This is a genomic window from Roseofilum halophilum BLCC-M91 (assembly GCF_030068445.1).
Lineage (GTDB): Bacteria > Cyanobacteriota > Cyanobacteriia > Cyanobacteriales > Desertifilaceae > Roseofilum > Roseofilum halophilum.
The window spans coordinates 1-18,740 of sequence record NZ_JAQPOK010000014.1 but is presented as its reverse complement, the minus strand read 5'-3'; the positions used below and the strand labels follow the sequence as shown (position 1 = coordinate 18,740).

The 18,740-nt window shown below is 47.5% G+C and carries 14 protein-coding genes; 2 read left to right on the top strand and 12 right to left on the bottom strand.

Annotation, left to right across the window (positions count from 1 at the left end):
* Positions 1–80: 80 nt before the first annotated feature.
* The 5 genes from PJF56_RS02025 to hemC form a co-directional block, all read right to left on the bottom strand.
* On the bottom strand, positions 81–2,597 hold the full coding sequence (locus PJF56_RS02025; protein WP_283760966.1) for a CPBP family glutamic-type intramembrane protease: 2,517 nt from the start codon (positions 2,595–2,597) through the stop codon (positions 81–83).
* 86 nt (positions 2,598–2,683) lie between these two features.
* Entirely contained in the window at positions 2,684–4,477 is a 1,794-nt protein-coding gene (locus PJF56_RS02020; RefSeq protein WP_283760965.1) for an ArnT family glycosyltransferase, read from the bottom strand.
* Between the two features lie 92 nt (positions 4,478–4,569).
* The gene (locus PJF56_RS02015; protein WP_283760964.1) at positions 4,570–7,662 is read right to left on the bottom strand and encodes a cyclic nucleotide-binding domain-containing protein; all 3,093 of its coding nucleotides are present in this window, start codon (positions 7,660–7,662) and stop codon (positions 4,570–4,572) included.
* Positions 7,663–7,721: 59 nt separating this feature from the next.
* Positions 7,722–8,303, bottom strand: a complete 582-nt coding sequence (locus PJF56_RS02010; RefSeq protein WP_283760963.1) for a thioredoxin family protein — start codon at positions 8,301–8,303, stop codon at positions 7,722–7,724.
* 79 nt (positions 8,304–8,382) lie between these two features.
* The gene (gene hemC / locus PJF56_RS02005) at positions 8,383–9,348 is read right to left on the bottom strand and encodes a hydroxymethylbilane synthase (RefSeq protein ID WP_283760962.1); all 966 of its coding nucleotides are present in this window, start codon (positions 9,346–9,348) and stop codon (positions 8,383–8,385) included.
* 138 nt (positions 9,349–9,486) lie between these two features.
* Between hemC and PJF56_RS02000 the strand changes: the two genes are divergently transcribed.
* Positions 9,487–11,673 (top strand): WD40 repeat domain-containing protein, encoded by a 2,187-nt coding sequence (locus tag PJF56_RS02000; RefSeq protein WP_283760961.1) that lies wholly within the window; start codon positions 9,487–9,489, stop codon positions 11,671–11,673.
* 143 nt (positions 11,674–11,816) lie between these two features.
* Positions 11,817–15,026 (top strand): COG1470 family protein, encoded by a 3,210-nt coding sequence (locus tag PJF56_RS01995; RefSeq protein WP_283760960.1) that lies wholly within the window; start codon positions 11,817–11,819, stop codon positions 15,024–15,026.
* Positions 15,027–15,070: 44 nt separating this feature from the next.
* Here the strand turns inward: PJF56_RS01995 and PJF56_RS01990 are convergent, their stop codons facing one another.
* The 7 genes from PJF56_RS01990 to PJF56_RS01965 all read right to left on the bottom strand — a co-directional run bounded on the left by PJF56_RS01990 (position 15,071) and on the right by PJF56_RS01965 (position 18,547).
* Complete coding sequence (locus PJF56_RS01990) at positions 15,071–15,601, bottom strand: DUF4330 domain-containing protein (protein ID WP_283760959.1); 531 nt, start codon at positions 15,599–15,601, stop codon at positions 15,071–15,073.
* Between the two features lie 93 nt (positions 15,602–15,694).
* Positions 15,695–16,702, bottom strand: coding sequence for an adenosine deaminase (locus PJF56_RS01985; RefSeq protein WP_347179416.1), 1,008 nt, complete (start codon positions 16,700–16,702; stop codon positions 15,695–15,697).
* A 173-nt stretch (positions 16,703–16,875) separates the two neighbouring features.
* Positions 16,876–17,217, bottom strand: coding sequence for a XisI protein (locus PJF56_RS01980; protein ID WP_283760957.1), 342 nt, complete (start codon positions 17,215–17,217; stop codon positions 16,876–16,878).
* Positions 17,205–17,342 carry an element excision factor XisH family protein gene (locus PJF56_RS21995; RefSeq protein ID WP_347179415.1) on the bottom strand — a complete coding sequence of 46 codons (138 nt, stop codon included), beginning with the start codon at positions 17,340–17,342 and terminating at the stop codon, positions 17,205–17,207. Before PJF56_RS21995 ends, PJF56_RS01980 begins: the two co-directional genes overlap by 13 nt.
* A gap of 18 nt (positions 17,343–17,360) precedes the next feature.
* Entirely contained in the window at positions 17,361–17,702 is a 342-nt protein-coding gene (locus PJF56_RS01975; protein ID WP_283760956.1) for a XisI protein, read from the bottom strand.
* Positions 17,690–18,106, bottom strand: a complete 417-nt coding sequence (locus tag PJF56_RS01970; RefSeq protein ID WP_283760955.1) for a XisH family protein — start codon at positions 18,104–18,106, stop codon at positions 17,690–17,692. The genes PJF56_RS01975 and PJF56_RS01970 overlap by 13 nt, the downstream gene beginning before the upstream one ends.
* A 99-nt stretch (positions 18,107–18,205) precedes the next feature.
* Complete coding sequence (locus PJF56_RS01965) at positions 18,206–18,547, bottom strand: XisI protein (RefSeq protein WP_283760954.1); 342 nt, start codon at positions 18,545–18,547, stop codon at positions 18,206–18,208.
* Positions 18,548–18,740: the final 193 nt, after the last annotated feature.

Below are 18,740 nucleotides of genomic sequence, written 5' to 3'. Positions count from 1 at the left end.
AAATTTCCAGATATAGTCTATCGATCGGGTATTTGAAGGATTACGCCAAGGTTCTCTACGAGTAGTCGATTAAGATCGCGTTAATTGATAAACTCACGGTTCTTCTTCATGGTTCTAAACTTGAACGGATTCAGTTGAATCAATCCATGCAACACCCAAACGATCCAAAACGAACCCGTTAGACCATAGGTCAAAATACAAACTGTTCCCAATGTGCCACTCAAGAGCAAGATAACCGGCACAAGTTTTAACGGTAGTTTAGACCCTAAGCAAACCGTAACCAATTTATATAACAGATAAATGATTAAACTCACTAAAGCCAATAACCACCATTCCTGAGTTGAAACCCAGTCCGTTGGATGGGGAACCAATAACACGCGGAAGATCAATTCTTCTACTGCCACCGGAACGAATAAAATCCCCAATCCTTGCCAGAAACCGGGTGGAGATTCACCCCAAACCAGCGAAGATAATCCCACTTGATTCCAGGATTCCTGGAAAGATGCTCCATTGACCCATTGCCAAAAACTATAACTCCAGGCTAAAGCTAGAGCAATAACCCCATACCCGCCTAACATTAAAATTAAAATGCCCCAATCTCGCCATTCGGGCCAAGCTAAGGAGAATAAAACCCGACCCGCAAGGGTGGAGACGATCGGAAATTGACCTAAAATGCCCGTCGGGGCAACCGGTTCTATGGTGGGATCGAGTCCACCGACTTGATTGGTGCGTAAAAACCACTGTTGCGCTCCTTGCTCAATAAACACTTTAGCCATGCGGTCATAAGCAGGGCGGGGGAGTAAGGTTTGCCAACTTAACAGAGCATTCAATAAATCTTGATCGGTCACAAATCCATTGCGAGCATTTATCCCCGATAAAAACTGGGCATTTTGTTTCCAATCTTCCCGAACAATGCCTTGAGGTGCAAGGGTTTTGGCGATGTTTTCTCCTAATTTCACTAATTCTGATAAGCGTTGAGTTTGGGGAGCGTTGGGATGAGCGCGTAACCAGGTAACAATTTTGGGGTTATTGAGGATTTGTTGTTGAATTTGTTCAATGGTGATGTAGAGCGCTTGATTGGAATCTTGCACGCAGGAAGTTGCGGGAGTAACTTGGGCAATTCCGGTTCCGTCCCCGGTGCGATACCGGGCCATCATTACTTGGAGTTGTATCCAAAATTCGCGGATGGGCGAGATGATTTCACCGTCAAAATTATAGTCTTGGGTTAAGGCATCGAGTTTAATGACTACATCGGAAACGGGTCGAGTGCCTAACCATCCCCGTTGCAGATTTCCCATGTAGTTTGTCCAAGTTTGGGTTCCGGAAATAATGCCATTGGGATTATGGGCGTAAACTTGTTGATAGAAGATCTCGAATTGTAGCTCTTGGGTGAAGGGGTTGCGGACAACTTGGGCAATTCCATAAGCAAAATGACCGGTGACGGTTCCAGCGCTAATGGGTTCTCCGTTTTCGCCACCCATTCCGCCAAAGAGATGCATAACGATCGCATAATCTCCTTCGTTCCAGTATTGCACGGCTTCTTCTGGACGGGTAGCGGTGGGAGAGATGAGGATACTTTGGGTGGTTCCTTTGCGTGCTTCGGTGTCTTTCCAGTTGTAGTGCCGGATATAGTCGAGGCCGGTTTGGGTTTCTAGCAGGATACGATCGGGATAGAGTTCAAAGAGCGATCGCGGCTTAATTCCTTGGGCAATGAATTGTCCTTGTTGGTCTCTCGCTCCATAGATATACCAACCTTGGTCGCCCGCAGGGGAGTTTTCGATCCCTTCGGGAGTGGATAACCAGCGACCATTTCTATCCCTGGGTTGTTGAGGAATGCGGACGGTTCCTTCCGGGCCGTTAAACTCACCGGTTTCCGGGTTATAGTGTTGGACTCTATACCATTCTGTGGGACAAGGTTGGGTGTCTTCACAGGTTGAGGGAAGCGGTTCTAGAATATTGACCAATCCGTAAAAGCGTCCCGTGACTTGAATGGGTTCGAGGGCAGTTTGTAAGACGGCTGCATCGGGACTCTTAGCCATAAATTCGACTTCATTGAGGCGAACGATCAGATCGTCTTCGGGTCGCGCTCCGGCCAGGGACTGGAGGGGGCCAACTTGGGTGCGACCATTGAGACGGGTGGGAATGACATTGCCGTTATGATGGCTTTTGAGGGCGCGATCGCTCAAGTTGACATCTGTCGTCACTAAATTAACATACTCAGCAATCCTGGGATCGTCCTGCCATTCTAAGCGCACCGTTTTCCCTTGCCAAGCTTTAGCCTCTGGTGGCGTATGATACAGCTCAATCCAAGCCCAATCGGAAATTGACGATGTGGGAGTAACCGTTTCCCAGTCTTCACGAGAGGGTAAAATCAACCTCCCTAACCATTCGCCTGTGCTGCGATAGTAGGGAGAATCGACTGATTGCACCGGGGGATAAAACTCGATTTGATTAAAAGGCGCTTCCAAACTCAGGGCATAACTGGAGCGTTGCGCCTCGTGAGAAGAAGCACTTAGGGTGACGAGAGCCACCGCGATCGTACCCAAGAGTACCCGACTAATCCATCGTTTTATGGTTGTTGTTCTGCGCTGACCCATTGCCTCGCCTATGTTTGCACATCGTTGTCCCTTATCATAGGCAATATAGCGCTTCGCACGGTAATAGGTTAAGAGGTAATGGGTAATTATTCATTCAAGACAATCGCTTGTTCTATATTCTTGTTGAGCGTATTAATCACTTCGGCTTTACTAATTCGTACCAGTTGATACACGCCTTGTTGGTCTAAAACTTGATACTGTTGGGGTTCAAATTCCAGGTTGATAAAGGTTTTCGGTTCTCCTAAAATCAGTAAGGTTTCGCCCATTTCTGGGTCTTGGATCAGGTTGCCTAGGATAGCGAGGGAGCTTTGAGAATGATGGCCATAGATGACGGTGTTTTGGGTATAGAAGTTGAGGCTGGGTTTCCAAAACCCGATCATCATCAGGGGTTCGCTCGGTTGCCGGGTTTCGGTGACGGTTTGGGCGAGTTCCCGGAGGGGAAGTTGGCGCTGTTGATCCATGATCTCGGTCATGGGGGTGACAATAAAGATCATAAGGGCGGCAAAGGCGATCGCATTCACTGTCCATAAACCCCGCCACCATTTGCCCAGTAGAGCCACCAAGAGGACGATCGCCAGAATGAGATGATGTCCTGTAATTTGCCAGAGTAAGCCAGACTCTTGTAGGGTTGTGCCAAAATTGGGCATGGCCGGATCAGTACCTAACCAGGGAGGGGTGAAGGGGGCGATCGCGGCGATCGCTAAACAGAGGATGATATTCGCCACACCGCTCCAGAATAGCCCAGGGTTCCAGGTTTTCGACTTTCCCGCTTCCGGTTCACTCCACACCAGAGCTACCAGAATAGCGCAAGCAGGCATCAGGGGCAGGACATAGCTGGGCAGTTTGGTGACAGCAATGGTAAAAAAGCCGAAAATACAAATAAACCAGAAAAACGCAAACATGGGTAAATGATGGCTGCGAGGTTGGCTTAACCAGGCGCGACGCTGCCAAAATCGGGCTTTAAACAGAGCCACAGGAAGATAAACCGACCAAGGTAGAAAGCCGACAAAAATCGTGGGAATGTAGAAATAAAAGGGAGCAGAGTGGTGATTGACAACGCTGGTAAAGCGCTCGATATTGTGATAGCCAAAGAACGAGTTGATATAGTCCCAACCATTGGCCCAAGTCACCAGGATATACCAGGGGAGAGTCAGGGAAAAAAACAGCAGTAAACCCACCTTTAGGTTCATTTCCCCTAAAACCAGTTTCAGGTTGCCCATGTAGGCTAAAAAGCAGACAATAATTAAGCCGGGCAAGATGATCCCCACAGGGCCTTTAGTGAGGACAGCCAGAGTGCAGAAGATATAAAAGGCCTGATACCAGAGTTGTTTACCGTGCCGTTCTGGAGTCGCGTAGGCAAAGAAGAAGGCAAACAGGGCAGCACCCATACAAGCACTCAGGAGCATGTCCGAGACTCCCATCCGTGCCCAGGCAATGGTTTGCACATTGAGCATGATCGCGGTTCCGCCGATGCAACCGGCGATCGCAAAGGGTTGGGTTCTACCTGTGGAGCGTCCGAAGCGGCGCAGGGTGTAACATCCAAACAAGCCTAACGCGATCGCTGCCAGAGCCGAAGGCAGACGTACCGCCCAAGGGTTCACCCCGAGAGCCTGATAACAGAGCGCCATGAACCAATAGATCAGGGGCGGCTTATCAAACCGAGTTTCGCCATTAAAATAGGGCGTGATCCAATCTCCCGTCACCGTCATTTGCCGTGCTGCTTCGGCAAACAGGGGTTCAGTTTCATCGACTAAACCGATCGCCCCCAAGTGCCAGATAAAGGCGATAATGCCGATAGCGATCAGCCAAACCAGGCAGATCGTTGAGGCGATCGCCGGTTGGGGGGGTTTTGGTTTCTTGGTTGGTAACGACTCACCCATAAATAACGGCTGCTCCCAAGTCCGTAGGTTTTGCGATTCTCAATTTACCAAATCTGAAACCGATCCGGTTTCCGAACCGGTGGATACCCATGCTATTTCTGCGGTTGGGACAGACACCAGAGAAGGCGAGGACAGCGATCGATCAGATGATCGAATTGTTTACTCGATAGGGTTAGAAAAGAACAATCGGTTTGAGTAATCACTTTATACCAAGGGTTTTCCAGGGCAGCAATTTCACCAAAATATTCTCCAGGGTTAAGAGTTCGGGTCTGGGCTTCTAATGTGTCGGGATGGTTATATAAGGTGACTTGACCATCGGCAATAAGATAGAGTTTAGCTTGGTGGGGGTCGCAGGCGTAAAGGGTGGAGTTGGCGGGTACATCTTCTGGATAAAAGAGGCGGTTGAGTTCTTCTAATTCATCTAGGGAAAGGATTTTCAAGAGGGAAGTTTGTTTGAGGAAAAAAAGTTGGCTTAAAAACCAGTCTTGTTGGGGAATTTCTTCTTGTTGACCGGTGGCTAGGGATTGGGCAATTCTGCGAACGAGGAGATTGGGGTCTTCTTCTAAGTGGGGAGGGATGAGATGGGGGGTAGGTGAGAGGATGAATAATGCACCGAGGCGTAACCAGCGATCGTTCTGTTGACTGAGTTGGTTGATGAATTCGGATTCGGATAAAACAGCATGAGAGACTGATGCTGGGGAATTGTCCAATAGGGGAAGAATGGGACGGATCAATCGTTGATGTTTAAGGGACATCAAGGTTTCTAGGGCATTGGCTCGCAGACGAGCATCGGTCGTCCTCAGTAAAGGTTGAATCTGTTGAATCGTTTTTTGGTCATCAAGTACGGATAAAACATAAAAGACACGCCGAAGCACCCGTTGTTGATAGTCATCAAGAATAATGTTCAAGAACCTGGAATAGGGTGCATGGGCGGAAATACTCTGAATCCAGGAGGGGGTTTGGGCAACTGCTTTATAATCGGGTTTGAGGAAGTCATAGAGCATATTCAGGGCGCGGCGACTTCCCACTTTAGCTAGGGTGGCGATCGCCATTTCCACTACCTCATAACGAGGGGAATAGAGATAGATACGAGCTACTTTTAAGCTGGCTTCTCCATAATTGGCTAAGGCTGTAGCTGCCCATAACCGGACGGCTAAACTCGAATGTTGCAGTCCCATGGCCACATCGAGCAGTAAATTGGGATTTTGGACAACGCCCATGACCTTAAACGCTACTGCCCTAGATAAAGGATCGATATTAGCCAGTTGGGTCGCGGCTAACTCTCCTAGATCCCTTTCTCCAGGGCGAGCTAGTAGGGCTAAAACATCTAATCCTTGACGAGTCACCTGTAGGGAAGCCCCCTTTAAGAGCATTTGTAGATAGGGAATAAATTGGCGATTTTTGGTGCTGCGAATGGCTCGAATCAAGGTGAGTTTGGTGGTTTCATCGAGGGAGGTATTCCAAAAGATTTGGCAGGTCTGCTGAATTTGAGGATGTTGACTTTGGGCTTCAACAGAAGCGACACACAGAAGGGCTTGTTGTTGCAGATTGGGGTTTTGACAGAGGGTTTCTAATTGTTCATTATTGAGTTTGTATTTACTGGCAATTATGGCTTCTAGGGCTAACAGGCGTAGATTTTGATCCTCACTTTTGAGAAAAGGATCTAAAAAATCGAGCATCTGGGGACTGGGACAACTTTGGAAAAATTGAACCAGATGGCGATTAATCTCTGGGTTAGGATTGATGAATAGAGGTTGAATGTAGATTAAAAATTGTTCCGGTTTTTTCAGGCGAGAGGCGAGAGAAAGGGCGAGAATAATGTTTTGAAGATCGCCACTGATGAGCATCTCGATCACTTCAGTTTCGCAGCGTTTGGGTAATTGGGTTAATCCTCTTCTTACGTCATCAAAGTGAGTGGAACCCGATCGCAATAAACTCAGCAGGGATTGTAGATAGCTTTTGCCCATACCATAGCGGACGATCAGGAAGAGTAAGCTCAATCCCATACCCAGTTGAGCGATTTGGGACAGACTCAATCGATCCAATCCCCAGAGCAGAAGGCCTGCGGTAGCGAGACCAAGAGAGTAGAATAAGCCGTTACTGATGGTGCGAATGCGGCCGACTAAATTATAGGGAACGGCGTTATAGTTGAGGCTTTGAATGGGTTGATTAATGCTATCTTCGATGCCATTGGTATTACAATTGCAAATTATGGCAGCGACTAAGTTGCCTTGAGTGCCTAATCCGAGAAAGCTGAGAAAGGTGGTTATGGGGTAAACCAAGTTCATTCCCATGACCCCAATCCGATTGAGCAGGGGTTGGGTACAGGTGTAGAGAATTACAAAGGGAATGATGCTGTTGATCATTCGCATGATGCCTAAAAAACGGGTCAGTTGGCGATCGCCCTGAAAGGTTTGGGCATAGATACTAAAGTAGAGAAATTCGCCAATGGTATACAGGAGAATGGTTAAAAAGGTACTGGTGGCTAAGAAGCCAATGATCGGATAGTCTTTTAGGGTTCCGAAGCGGGAACTTGTCGTGGAAGGATTGACGGAATCGGGGGAAGATGATGCTTCTATCGGGCTTTGGGTATGGTCGAGATAGAGCAGTTGAATAAAGACGATCGCATAAAAGAAGGGCAGAGTTAAGATCAGATTTTCGGGTGTCACCTTGGGCGAGAGGATGGTGATTAACCCTCCACCTAACAATCCCCCTAATGCGGTTGCCATTCTTAGGGAGGGTGCATAGCGTTTCCAGTCTAAGGTGGTGAAGTAATCGGTGACTAGGCTGGGAAAGAGGACTTCGGTGACTAAAGTCCATTGGATATAAAAGCTGATGTAAAGGACGAAGTAAACCCAGGGGCGATCGAAGAGGACGATTAGACGTAAGGCGATCGCCAATCCGAGGGCAAGGATGAGAAAATATTGTAATAGTCGGGGGCGATGGGTGCGATCGACGATTTGCGATAATCCCAGATATACCGGGATCGAAACCCCTCCCATGATCATATAGGAAAGGGGCAGAGAGGATGGGCCCGCATGTTGCAAAAATAGGGCACTTCCTAGGGTTAACCCGATCGCACTAAAGTTCATCATGGAGATGGCCAGGAGGAACAGTTGTGTTAAACGGTTAATGGGTAATAGGTCATGGGTAATAGGTAATAGGTTGCCTTCAGGTCTACTCATTTCCCTATCTCCATGTCTGGGGGTCTGGTTGTCCTTCTATCTCCGTGTCCCCCATCTCCCTAGCCATAATAGGAGGGTTCATTTCCTGGTTTCCATTTAATGTTACAACCAAGACTGGGCTTTTGTTCTGGATTTACGGGTTTTCCCGATAATGTGGTGTCGATCGCCTGACGCAGATCTGCACCGGTTACCGGCATCTCTGTACTGGGGCGAGAGTCATCGAGTTGACCTCGATACACGAGGCGGCGATCGCTATCAAAGAGGAAAAAATCTGGCGTGCAAGCAGCCGTATAGGTTTTAGCAACCTCTTGGGTTTCGTCGTAGCAAAGGGGAAAGGTGAAGCCCAATTCTACAGCCATCTGTTTGAGTTGTTCCGGGGAATCATCGGGATATTTCACCGCATCATTGGCGCTAATGGCTACGATCCCTAAGTCCGTATTTTGGTAATCTTTCCCTAGACTTGACAATTGGATCTGAATATGCTTTACAAACGGGCAATGCTTACAAATAAACATCACCAAAAGCGCTTTTTTCTGGGCAAAAGTCTCTAAAGAAATAATTTTTCCAGAGACTACATCTGGGAGTTGAAAGTCAGGCGCTAGAGTGCCTAACGCCAACATGGTTGATTCGGTTCTAGCCATAGGGATTGAATTGCACAACGTGGGTTTAACTCACGTTCATTGTACAAGTCAATATACTGTTTACCTTTTGCCTAGCCCATTAACTGCGGTCAACTTGGGCCAGAATTTCTGCTAGGATTTCCCCTGCACCGCGTCCGCGCAGTTCTGCGGCTAAACTCGTACCGAGTTGTTCTGCCTCTTGGCAACTGCCGGTAATTTGGTCGCGGAGTAAGCGCTGACCGTCTAAACTGGCTACCATACCGACTAAGGTGAGGCGATCGCCCTCAATGGAGGTATTCACCCCAATGGGAACTTGACATCCCCCTTCCAAAGTCCGCAGAAACGCCCGTTCCGCCAAACAGCGATAGAGCGTCGGTTCGTGTTGGATGACCTGAATAATATCCAGAATTTCCCTATCTCCCTCCCGGCACTCGATCCCCAATGCCCCTTGTCCGACGGCATGGAGAGAAATATCAGAGGGAATCTCTTGTTGAATGCGATCGCCCATTTCCAAGCGCGTTAAACCGGCTGCCGCTAGAATCAGAGCATCATATTCCCCATCATCCAACTTTTTCAGACGAGTATTCAAATTCCCGCGCACATCCTTAAACGCCAGCTTCGGGAAATGATGGCGCAGTTGGGCCAAACGTCGCAGGGAAGACGTACCCACCACCGCACCATCGGGGAGCGTTTCCAATTTCTTATCCCCATATTTGGCATTCACCACCAGCGCATCGGCCGGGTTTTCCCGTTCTGTCACACAACCGAGAACCAAGCCTTCGGGTAAATTAGTAGGTAAATCTTTCAGCGAATGCACGGCTAAATCTGTTTGTTTAGCCAGCATCCCCACTTCCAGTTCCTTTGTAAACAACCCCTTATCACCAATTTTCGCCAGGGGCACATCTAGGATTTTATCTCCTTGGGTACTCATGGTTTCAATTTCAAATTGGGTATTGGGGTGATGGGCCTGGAGTTGAGCTTGCACCCATTCGCTTTGTACTAAAGCGAGTTGGCTTTTACGGGAACCCAGGCGTACAGTTCGAGCAGCGGTAGCAGAGGAGGTCATTAATGATAATTCTTTTTGCACATAGACTGACTTAATCTAGAGTACCAGGAATCTAATTGATCAGCCCATTGTCTCAAACATTTCAAGGTTTGCTTGATATGATGGCTCCAGTTAAGGTCAGAGGGTAAGGGTAGGAGAATGGTTGAAAAACTGATGGCGACGGAGCTATCCACCAAAGAACTCACCTTTCAACCGGGTTATGGAGTGGCTCAGTTTGAGGTTAAGGTTCTTAACCAGGGCGATCGCTTCGCCAGTTTTCAGCTAGAGATTATGGCTGCTGGTGTTCCTGCCAAGGATGAGCGCACCTGGTACACCCTCTCCCCAGAGATTAGCACCAAGAAACCCCCCGGAGACTTGACCCGGTTTATTGTGGAAATTCACCGCACCCCGATTTTAGGGTTTGTGGGCCTCGTCAATCTCACGATCCATATTTTTTCCCTGGAACTGGGAACGGAAGAACGGCATATTCTCCGCTTGCGGGTGGAAAAGGGGATCGGTGAACTGCTGCTCCAGGCTGAACTGACTGACTCTACGCTCAAAGCCTATCCTAACCGGGATCTAGAGCTTCCTCTAAGACTGCTGAATCCGAGTCAGAAGGAAATTACAGCCCTCATTGCTCTCTCTAGTGCCTATTCCTGGTTAAACCGCTCTGCTGTTCCCTTGAGCTTGCCTCCGGGACAATGGATGGATTACAGCTTAATTTGTTCTGTGCCGGATATTGAAGAGGCGATCGCCGACATCGATTATTTAGCCCATATCAAAATTACACATCCCGATGGCCCCCCGACCCAACTGCAAGCGGTGATTGACATCCTTCCCCAAGGTGAAATCCGCTTTGAAATCGAGCAACTAGAGCAAACTATCCCTCAAAAACGGCGTTGGCTTCCTTCCTGGAAATCTAATCCAGTCATGTATTCCTTGGAACTGGATAACCAGAGTAATCAACGCTATCAAACTACCATCGATTTACCCCTAGAAGATAAAAACAGCGCCCGAAACCGCTTGCAACTGGAATTATTGCCTCCAGAATATACCCTTAACCCAACGGAGACCCAAATCTTCGATCTTAAGGTGGAAACAAAACGCCCCTGGTTGGGATGGGTACAGGAGCGTTTGATAGAGGTAGGGGCGGGTTTGAAACCCGCCCCTACAGAACCTGCTGTTCCCATCATCGATCGCCAACAAATCTTAATCCTAAGAGTCTTTCCCATTATTCCCCGATGGTTGCAGGGACTCTTGATAGTCGTCTTGGCTTGGGTATTCTGGTGGTTGGTTCATGGACAGTATCATTATATTCATCACCAAGGAGCAGTCACCACCGTACAACTGAATGGACTCGGCGATCGCGTTCTCAGTGGTGGAGTCGATCAACAGGTCAGAGACTGGGGTGTTGAAGGGCAAAAACTCGAATTTATCCACATTCGTGCCCAAGCCGACAAAGCTGTTCGCACCGTCAAATATCGCCCCATTGATAACAATCAAATGGCCATGGGTTTAGAAAATGGAGAAATCCAGCTTTGGGATTTATTATCCTATGAAGATGTTCCGGTGCGATCGCTCGTTTATCAAAAAGACGACCGGGTAATGGATCTCGAATTTACCCCCGACTCCCGCTATTTATTCAGTGGCCATGGTAGCGGACTCCTAGCCAAATGGTATATCGGCCAAGACTTTGAGCAAATCGAAAATGTTAATGAACCCGAACTAACCCAAACCTTTGAATTCGCCATTTCCGATCTCGCCTTTGTCGGTCAAAGAGCAGAAACCTTAGCCGTTGCTGGTCGGTTTAATCAACTCATCCTCTGGAATACGCAAAGCAACTCCACCCAAACCATCGATATTTCCGATCCAGAGACCTCAACGGGTCAAGACAACTATATTACCAGTTTAGCCACCGCCGAAAAACGCCCCTTTCTCTTAGCCGTTGCCGATAATCAAGGCAGTATGAGTATTTGGAATTTACGTCCTTGTTTAGAACCCGGTTTAGGAGCAGGAGCCAATCCGAGTTGCGAACTGCTCGATCGCTGGCAAGATAGTCATAATGGTGAAGCCGTGCGCTCGATTGCCTTCAGTCCTGATGGCTCTTATCTTGCCAGTGTGGGAGATGACGGTAAACTGATCCTCTGGCCCCTGAGAGACACAGGAGAGCGCTTAAGTAAATATCTTAAAGGAAAGGCGATCGCAAACCATTCTCAATCCCTCAATACCGTAGACTTATCCCTAATTCCCTCTCGCAGAGATAGAAGTGGCTCCCAACTGCAAATCGTTACCGGAGGCGATGATGGCAAAGTGAGACTCTACCAGGTGCAGTCGATTCGGGATTAGAGTGTGCCCTTCGACTTCGCTCAGGGCACACTCGAAGGGCACAGGAATGGGGGAGTGGGGGGACACGGGGACGCACAGACACGGAGACACGGGGATGGCTAGTATCAAATTTTTTAATTTTTAATTTTTAATTTTTAATTGATATGACTAATTACCAATTACCCAGTACCAATGACCAAAGATCTAATGGAAGTCAATCCCTGAGCGTGATTACCAACCCATCAGGAGATAGTGTCATTTCGGCTGGGGAAACCTTTGAATTGCGGGTAACGATTGGTAATCAAGGATTTCAAGGGGCAATTATCGATCTGTTTATTGATGATTCTTCAGGAGTGCTTAAAACTTGGTGTCCCAACCCCTATGAACGGTTTGCCCTCAGTGGGGGAAGCAGCAGCGAGGTGGTCTTTTCCTTTCCCATTCCCGTAGAAGCAATTCCTGGTCAGTATACCTACTTGCTGGTGATTGATGCACCCAAGCATTATCCCGAAGAAACCCCCATCCGTCACCAAGCGACGCTCCAAGTCCTGCCCCCCATTCAAGAAGCGGTTCAGTCCAATGACCCCACATTTGCCCTGACTCCCGTTACCTCCCCCGAAAAACCAGCCCCTCTAGAACTGGGACAATCCCTGATCGTGACGGTTTTGGTGCATAATCGCTCTAACCGGGTCGATCGCTTTCGCCTCAGTTGTACCGATTTACCGGAGTCTTGGTGGGAAGTCCATTATCCAGAAGGGATTAATGAGTTGGGTTTGGTGGTTATTCCTGATAATTTGGCCCTCAACCCAGGAGCTAAGGGAGAAGTTACCCTAGAGTTTCGCTTTCCCCCGGATACGAAAGCGGGCCGTTATTTACCGACTCTGCGCTTAATGGGGGAAAATAACCCGGATTTGCTGTTATTGGATCTGGTCTATATCGAGGTTTTGCCTCGGTATGATTTGCGGTATGATTTGCGGACATTGGTGGGTAAGGTGAGTCGGGAGGCGGCCCTATTTCAGTTGCGCTTAAATAATGAGGGGAATACCCTGCGACAATTGCGCCTTACGATTCGGGAAGACCAGGAACGGCCGGTTTGTGTGTATGAATTAAATCCCGATCGCCTGAAATTGGATCGGGGGACGCAATGGCAGGTCGATATCGATGCAAAACCTGGCCCCTGGTGGCGCAGACCCTTGTTGGGTGAGGGACGCACCCTTAATTTTTATCTGGAACTGACGGATGATTATCAACTTCCCTTACCGACGGATCGAATTGAGGGGACGTTTCTGTGGCAAGCTCGGCCTTGGTGGCAATTGCTGTTAGCGATTTTAGCTGGGTTGGGGGTGTTGGGGTTATTGATTTTTGCCTTGTGGTGGCTGTTTTTTAAGCCACCTGCACCGCCTAGAATTGAGGACTTTAATTCGGTTGCTCCGTCCTATGCGGCGGCTAATGATGATTTTATTTATCTGAATTGGGAAATTGGCAATGCTCGGCAAATTCAGAGTTTGCAGATTTTGGGGCGATCGCCTAATGGTAATGTAACGAGTATTCCGGTTTCCTACGATCTGAGCCGAGGATTACCGGAAAGTTTGCAGGAGTTTTGTACGCGCTCTTGGCGGACTTTAGTCTGTCGCAATATTCGCACGGATGCCCGCGAACCAGGGGATTATATTTTTGAGTTAAAGGTGACTGCCAAGCGATCGCAGGTTGCTCCCATTATCGCCAAAACTAATACGATCGCGATCGCCCCCATTCCCCTACCGGAAATCCTCGAATTTAAGGCTACATTGGCACAACCCGATGCGGTACAACCAGGTTCTGTAAGGGCGGGTTCACCAGCCGTATCGTCTTCTAACCAAGATCTCGGTGAACCCGCCCCTACCACGGGAAATTCTACCGGAAATGACACAACCCACACCATTGAATTAAGCTGGAAAATCAGCAATCCCAGTGCGATCGCCGAATTGGGTTGGATCGGGCGTAACCCGGATGGAGTCGTCAATAGTGAGGAACAGCGTACCGATCTGCAATCTGGACTCCCCGATGAGTGGCGCAAGTATTGTAGTTTTGACAATCAGACCTTAAGCTGTGACGGCGTTCCCGTAACCGTAGACGAATTTGGCCGTTATATCTTTGAACTCACCGTTATTCCCGATTCGCGCATTGAAGGAGAAGCCCGAACTGCCCTTGCGGATGTGATTGAAATTAAACCGCCAGAACCGCCCAAAATTATCGAATTTCAGCCTACCCAGCCGAGTTATGAAATCGCCAGAGGAGAACAAATACAGCTTGATTGGGCGATCGCCAATCCCGATCAAATCCAAGAGATCGTCTTAAAGGGGCGATCGGCTCAAGGCTTTGTTGCCATGCCAGAAATGCGCTTTTCCTTCGACTCCGCTCAGGACAAGCCCTTCGACTCCGAGCAAGCTATCCCCGAACCGCTCAACCCTATTTGTGAGATATTCGAGCAAGTCAATCAACTGCGCTGTCGGAATGTAACCCTCCCCCTCTCCCAAAGCGGTGACTATCAATTTGAACTCGGTGTCATTCCCAAAGGGGGAAGCGGAGAAATCACCCAAACCGAAACCACCGCCACTATTGCCCTACTGCCGCCTCCTCCCCCACCCTCGCCGCAAATCTTGCAACTGCGATCGGGGCAACCCACCTACAGGGAAGACCAAGGGGAAGAAATTTTACTCTCTTGGGAAATTGAAAACGCCCAGCAACTGCAAGAACTCCGCATCATCGGTCGGGATACCAGTGGAATTGCCAGGGTTCCAGCCCGCCGTTATCGGTTTGATAGCGGCATCCCTAATGCCCTACAACCCTATTGCATTCTAGCTGGACGTTTGATTTGTCAAAATGTCCCCACATCCGCCCGTCAAGGGGGAGAATACATCTTTGAAGTCAGCACCATCAGTCAACAAAACCCCTCAGAGGTCAACGATCGCCAACAAACAGAAGTGATTGAAATTGTACCGCGCACCTATCCCCTAGCCCTTACCAACTTTACCGTAAATGGAGAATCTGCCCCCCTGCGGGTGGTGGTGACGCTGCAACCGGACGAGAGACCCAACCCCCTTAATTTAGCCTGGAGTGTCATGGGCGGCCCCGATACCCGTGTCGAATTACTCCCGTCACCGGGCACAGTCCCCTTAACCGGCACGCTTGCTTATCCCATTAGTCCCCAACCGGGACAAGAAACCCTGACCTTAACCGTTACGGGGGGAACCGGGCAAAAATTACAACGCACCTTAGTGATTGAAACCGTCCTGCCTCCTCCGTCTGAAACCCCGTCCTCTGCTCCAAGGGAGCAACCCTTACCCGCAGAACCCGATGGCTTATCTCCTGCGGATTTACCTCCACAGTTTGATTAATCCTCTGTGTATCTCTGGGACTCTGGTTGTGAAGGGACTAGAGATTATTCCAGAACGCGAACTTCTATCACACTGCCATTAAAGTTATAAGTAAATCCTTCTAGCTCCACGGGAGTACCAATTTTAAGCTTACTATTTCCCAACACTACGCCATTATCAGTAATTTGGGCATTTCCGGTCAGGGTCATTAACATATCGAGGGAAAATTCACTTTCTGGCCTCGGATCGCTCAATCCTTTGACTGTACCATCCGGTTGAGGAACAATTACCCGACGTTCTAAGGGTTCTACGGATTTAACCGTTACGCTTCCATAGGGTTGATTCCGGATGACAATATTAGTTGTCTGAGTGTCTCGGAATTCTTGAACTAAATCTTCTGGACTCCGCACGCTTAATCCCCGGACTATGACATCCACTTCTACGGGTTGGGTGGTCACTCCCACTTGGGCAACCGATCCAGAGGTTCCTGGATAGAAGAAAATACCGAATAAGACTAGGCCAATAACGACGAGAGCGCCGAGATCGAGAATGGAGAGCTTGCCAAATAACCGACCTTTTGAATCTAACAGTGCCATAGGGGGATGGAAACCGAAACAGATAATCTTGGCTCAGGATACCATGAATGAGGGTACGAGGGGCACAAGAACCTTTAGAGGCTCGATTCTGTTTTATCCTGGGTTAAACATAAAGCGATCGAGTTTGGCGATCGCCTCTTCTTTTTCTGACTCGGATAGAAATGAACTCAGAAAGGAGTTTTTCGCCAGTTGATATAAGTCCCGTTGACTCAAGTCTAGGGCTTCATAGATGGCCATAAAGTTTTCTTGTACATAACCCCCAAAGTAGGCGGGATCGTCGGAGTTGACGCTCACGTTTAAGCCTGCGTCTAATAACTGTTTAATGGGATGTTGCTTCAGGGTTTCAAAGACTCCTAGCTCAATATTGGAGAGGGGACAAACGGTGAGGGGGATTTGGTGTTCTTTGAGCCACTCCATCAGTTTTGGGTCTTCTGGCGATCGCACCCCATGGTCAATGCGGGCGACTTTCAGTAACTCAATTGCTTCCCAAATATACTCAGGTGGCCCTTCTTCCCCAGCATGGGCAACCGTCAAAAATCCCTGCCCTCTAGCTCGGTCAAAAACGGCGGTAAACTTAGAGGGAGGATGACCCTGTTCGGAAGAATCTAAACCCACCCCAACGATCCAATCTTGATAAGGAAGGGCCTCTTCCAGGGTTTTCATCGCGTCTTCGGCACTCAGATGACGTAAAAAACACAAAATGAGATGGGAAGATATGTCCAGTTGGCTTTTCCCCTCCACCAAGGCTTGATGTATGCCTGTAATCACGGTTTCAAATGCAATCCCTCGCTGGGTATGGGTTTGGGGATCAAAGAAAATTTCCGTATGGTGTACGCCTTGCTGTCGGGCCCGTTGCAGATAGTTCCAAGTAAGGTCATAAAAGTCTTGCTCTGTACGGAGGACATTGGCTCCCGCGTAGTAGAGATCTAGAAATGATTGTAAATCTTGAAACTGATAGGCTTGATGGGCTGCTTCTATGGAATCATAGGGAAGGGTCATCTGGTGGCGATCGGCTAAAGCAAACATTAATTCCGGTTCCAAAGATCCTTCAATATGAATGTGCAATTCCGCTTTGGGTAAGTCTCGAATCCAGTCGCGAATCATGACCAATACTCCTGGTTATTTTTTGAATATATAGTCAATTCAAATAACAGCGAGTTTGAAACCCGCCCCTACAGATACGGGTATTCTAACAAAGTATACTCTCCTAAAGCACCCTCCTAACATAGCGATCGCCCCCACACCCCTCTCCCCATTCTAGTCAGTGTCACAGTTTAGGCGATCGCAAATTCCGTAAACTTGCGACTTTCTGGCTCGTGAAACGCTAACACAATTTCCTCTTTTGAGATACCTTCCCTTAATAGTTCATTGGCAATACCTTCCTCTGTCCAATCTTCTTCAAGATAAATTTTCTCATTTTTAATCCGAATATGAGCGTGAATATTTCTGATTTTTTTCTTTTCTTCCCATGCCATAAATATCCAAAGATAATGGTCATGATCTTCATCAAATACTAAGCAACTTTCTCGGTCTAGATGAGATGAACCAGAGACCCATTCATGATACTCAGTCAAAATTTTCTTAATTGAGCAACGATAATGTTCTAGTCTTTCCATGCTACGATTTCCTCTTTATCCATATCAACCACAATCAAACAGAGTTGGTTTAGTTTGGTTACTTCCTGAATAGATTCTCGGCTAAAGAAGTTTTTGTGAATAGTATCTTTAATTGCCAGATAAATTTCATAGTCTGGTAGGGTTTAGGCGATCGCAAACTCCGTAAACTTCCGAGTTTCGGGGGAATGAAACGCCAGCACAATATCTTCTTTCGGTACACCTTCCCTCAGTAACTCAGTTGCAATTCCTTCCTCTGTCCAATCTTCTTCTATGTATATTTTCTCATTTTTGACTCTTACATAAACAGAAACCGCTTTAATTCTTCTACCATCTTTCCAACCAATATTAAACCAGAGATATTGATTTCTTTCATCATCAAACATTAAAATCTCATCAATATCTGGATCGGGGACTTGTGCAGAAATGCGATCGTACTCGGTTAAAATATTTTTGATCAGGGTTTGATAGCCGATTAGTTTGTCCATTGGATAATTTCCTCTTGATTCAGATCGACAACTAACAATGAGATGTGATAGGTTTGAAGAATGAGTTGAATCGCTACTTGCTCAAAAAACCTTTGATAAATATCTTTGCCAATAGCTAGGTAAATTTGATAGTTAGGTTGATTAATGGAAAGGAAAGTTTTGTAAATCAAGTATTGACCTAATGCTGTCTCAAATTCCCGCATCGGAGAACGACTGAAAAAACTTTTGATTTCAATTACGATTTGGCGTTCTTGTCTAGTGGCAGCAATGGTTTTTTCACTAGCAAGATCGGCAACTAATTTAACTTCTTCGTATTTAATAGGATAAGGATCGGCAGTGATTGTCCAACCATCCTTGATTAAAGCATTTTTGACAGCATCATGGTAAGTGTCTTTGGCTGGCATTTTCCTCCTATATGTGAGTTGAGGATACTGGTATTATAGCAAAGGCGATCGCCCCCACACCCCTCTCCCCATTCTCCCTATCCCATTGAGTGTCAAGGGTTAGGCGATCGCGAACTCCGTAAACTTCCGAGTTTCTGGAGCATGGAACGCCAGTACAATATCTTCTTTCGGTACACCTTCCCTCAATAGCTCAGTCGCAATACCTTCCTCTGTCCAATCTTCTTCAATATAAATTTTCTCATTTTTAATCTGAATATGAACGGAAATTCCCTTAACTCTTTCCTCTGGTGTCCAACCCACTTGAAACCACAGATATTGATCTCTATCTTTGTCGAATGCTAATAGCATTTCTACCTCATTAGGGCAAGCTTGGGAAAAAAGGCGATCGTATTCAGTTAAAATTGACTGAACTAATGAACGATAGTGTTCTAATTTATCCATTTTGTAATAACCTCTTTGTCGGTATCCACAATGATTAGCTTGATGTTATTTTCCAGAAGTGTTGAACGGCATCCGTAGCATGTCTAAAATTAGACACACTACACCGGCGATCGGGCGATTTCGTCAAAAAAAGATCAACTTGGGTAGCCAATGGACATAACTTATTTGACTACACATACATGCCTGTAAATAT

Bases quoted from the DNA above. Each gene is read 5' to 3' on its own strand.
- PJF56_RS02025 (WP_283760966.1), bottom strand. From the start codon at position 2,597: ATGGGTCAGCGCAGAACAACAACCATAAAACGATGGATTAGTCGGGTA.
- PJF56_RS02020 (WP_283760965.1), bottom strand. From the start codon at position 4,477: ATGGGTGAGTCGTTACCAACCAAGAAACCAAAACCCCCCCAACCGGCG.
- PJF56_RS02015 (WP_283760964.1), bottom strand. From the start codon at position 7,662: ATGAGTAGACCTGAAGGCAACCTATTACCTATTACCCATGACCTATTA.
- PJF56_RS02010 (WP_283760963.1), bottom strand. From the start codon at position 8,303: ATGGCTAGAACCGAATCAACCATGTTGGCGTTAGGCACTCTAGCGCCT.
- hemC (WP_283760962.1), bottom strand. From the start codon at position 9,348: ATGACCTCCTCTGCTACCGCTGCTCGAACTGTACGCCTGGGTTCCCGT.
- PJF56_RS02000 (WP_283760961.1), top strand. From the start codon at position 9,487: ATGGTTGAAAAACTGATGGCGACGGAGCTATCCACCAAAGAACTCACC.
- PJF56_RS01995 (WP_283760960.1), top strand. From the start codon at position 11,817: ATGACTAATTACCAATTACCCAGTACCAATGACCAAAGATCTAATGGA.
- PJF56_RS01990 (WP_283760959.1), bottom strand. From the start codon at position 15,601: ATGGCACTGTTAGATTCAAAAGGTCGGTTATTTGGCAAGCTCTCCATT.
- PJF56_RS01980 (WP_283760957.1), bottom strand. From the start codon at position 17,217: ATGGAAAGACTAGAACATTATCGTTGCTCAATTAAGAAAATTTTGACT.
- PJF56_RS01975 (WP_283760956.1), bottom strand. From the start codon at position 17,702: ATGGACAAACTAATCGGCTATCAAACCCTGATCAAAAATATTTTAACC.
- PJF56_RS01970 (WP_283760955.1), bottom strand. From the start codon at position 18,106: ATGCCAGCCAAAGACACTTACCATGATGCTGTCAAAAATGCTTTAATC.
- PJF56_RS01965 (WP_283760954.1), bottom strand. From the start codon at position 18,547: ATGGATAAATTAGAACACTATCGTTCATTAGTTCAGTCAATTTTAACT.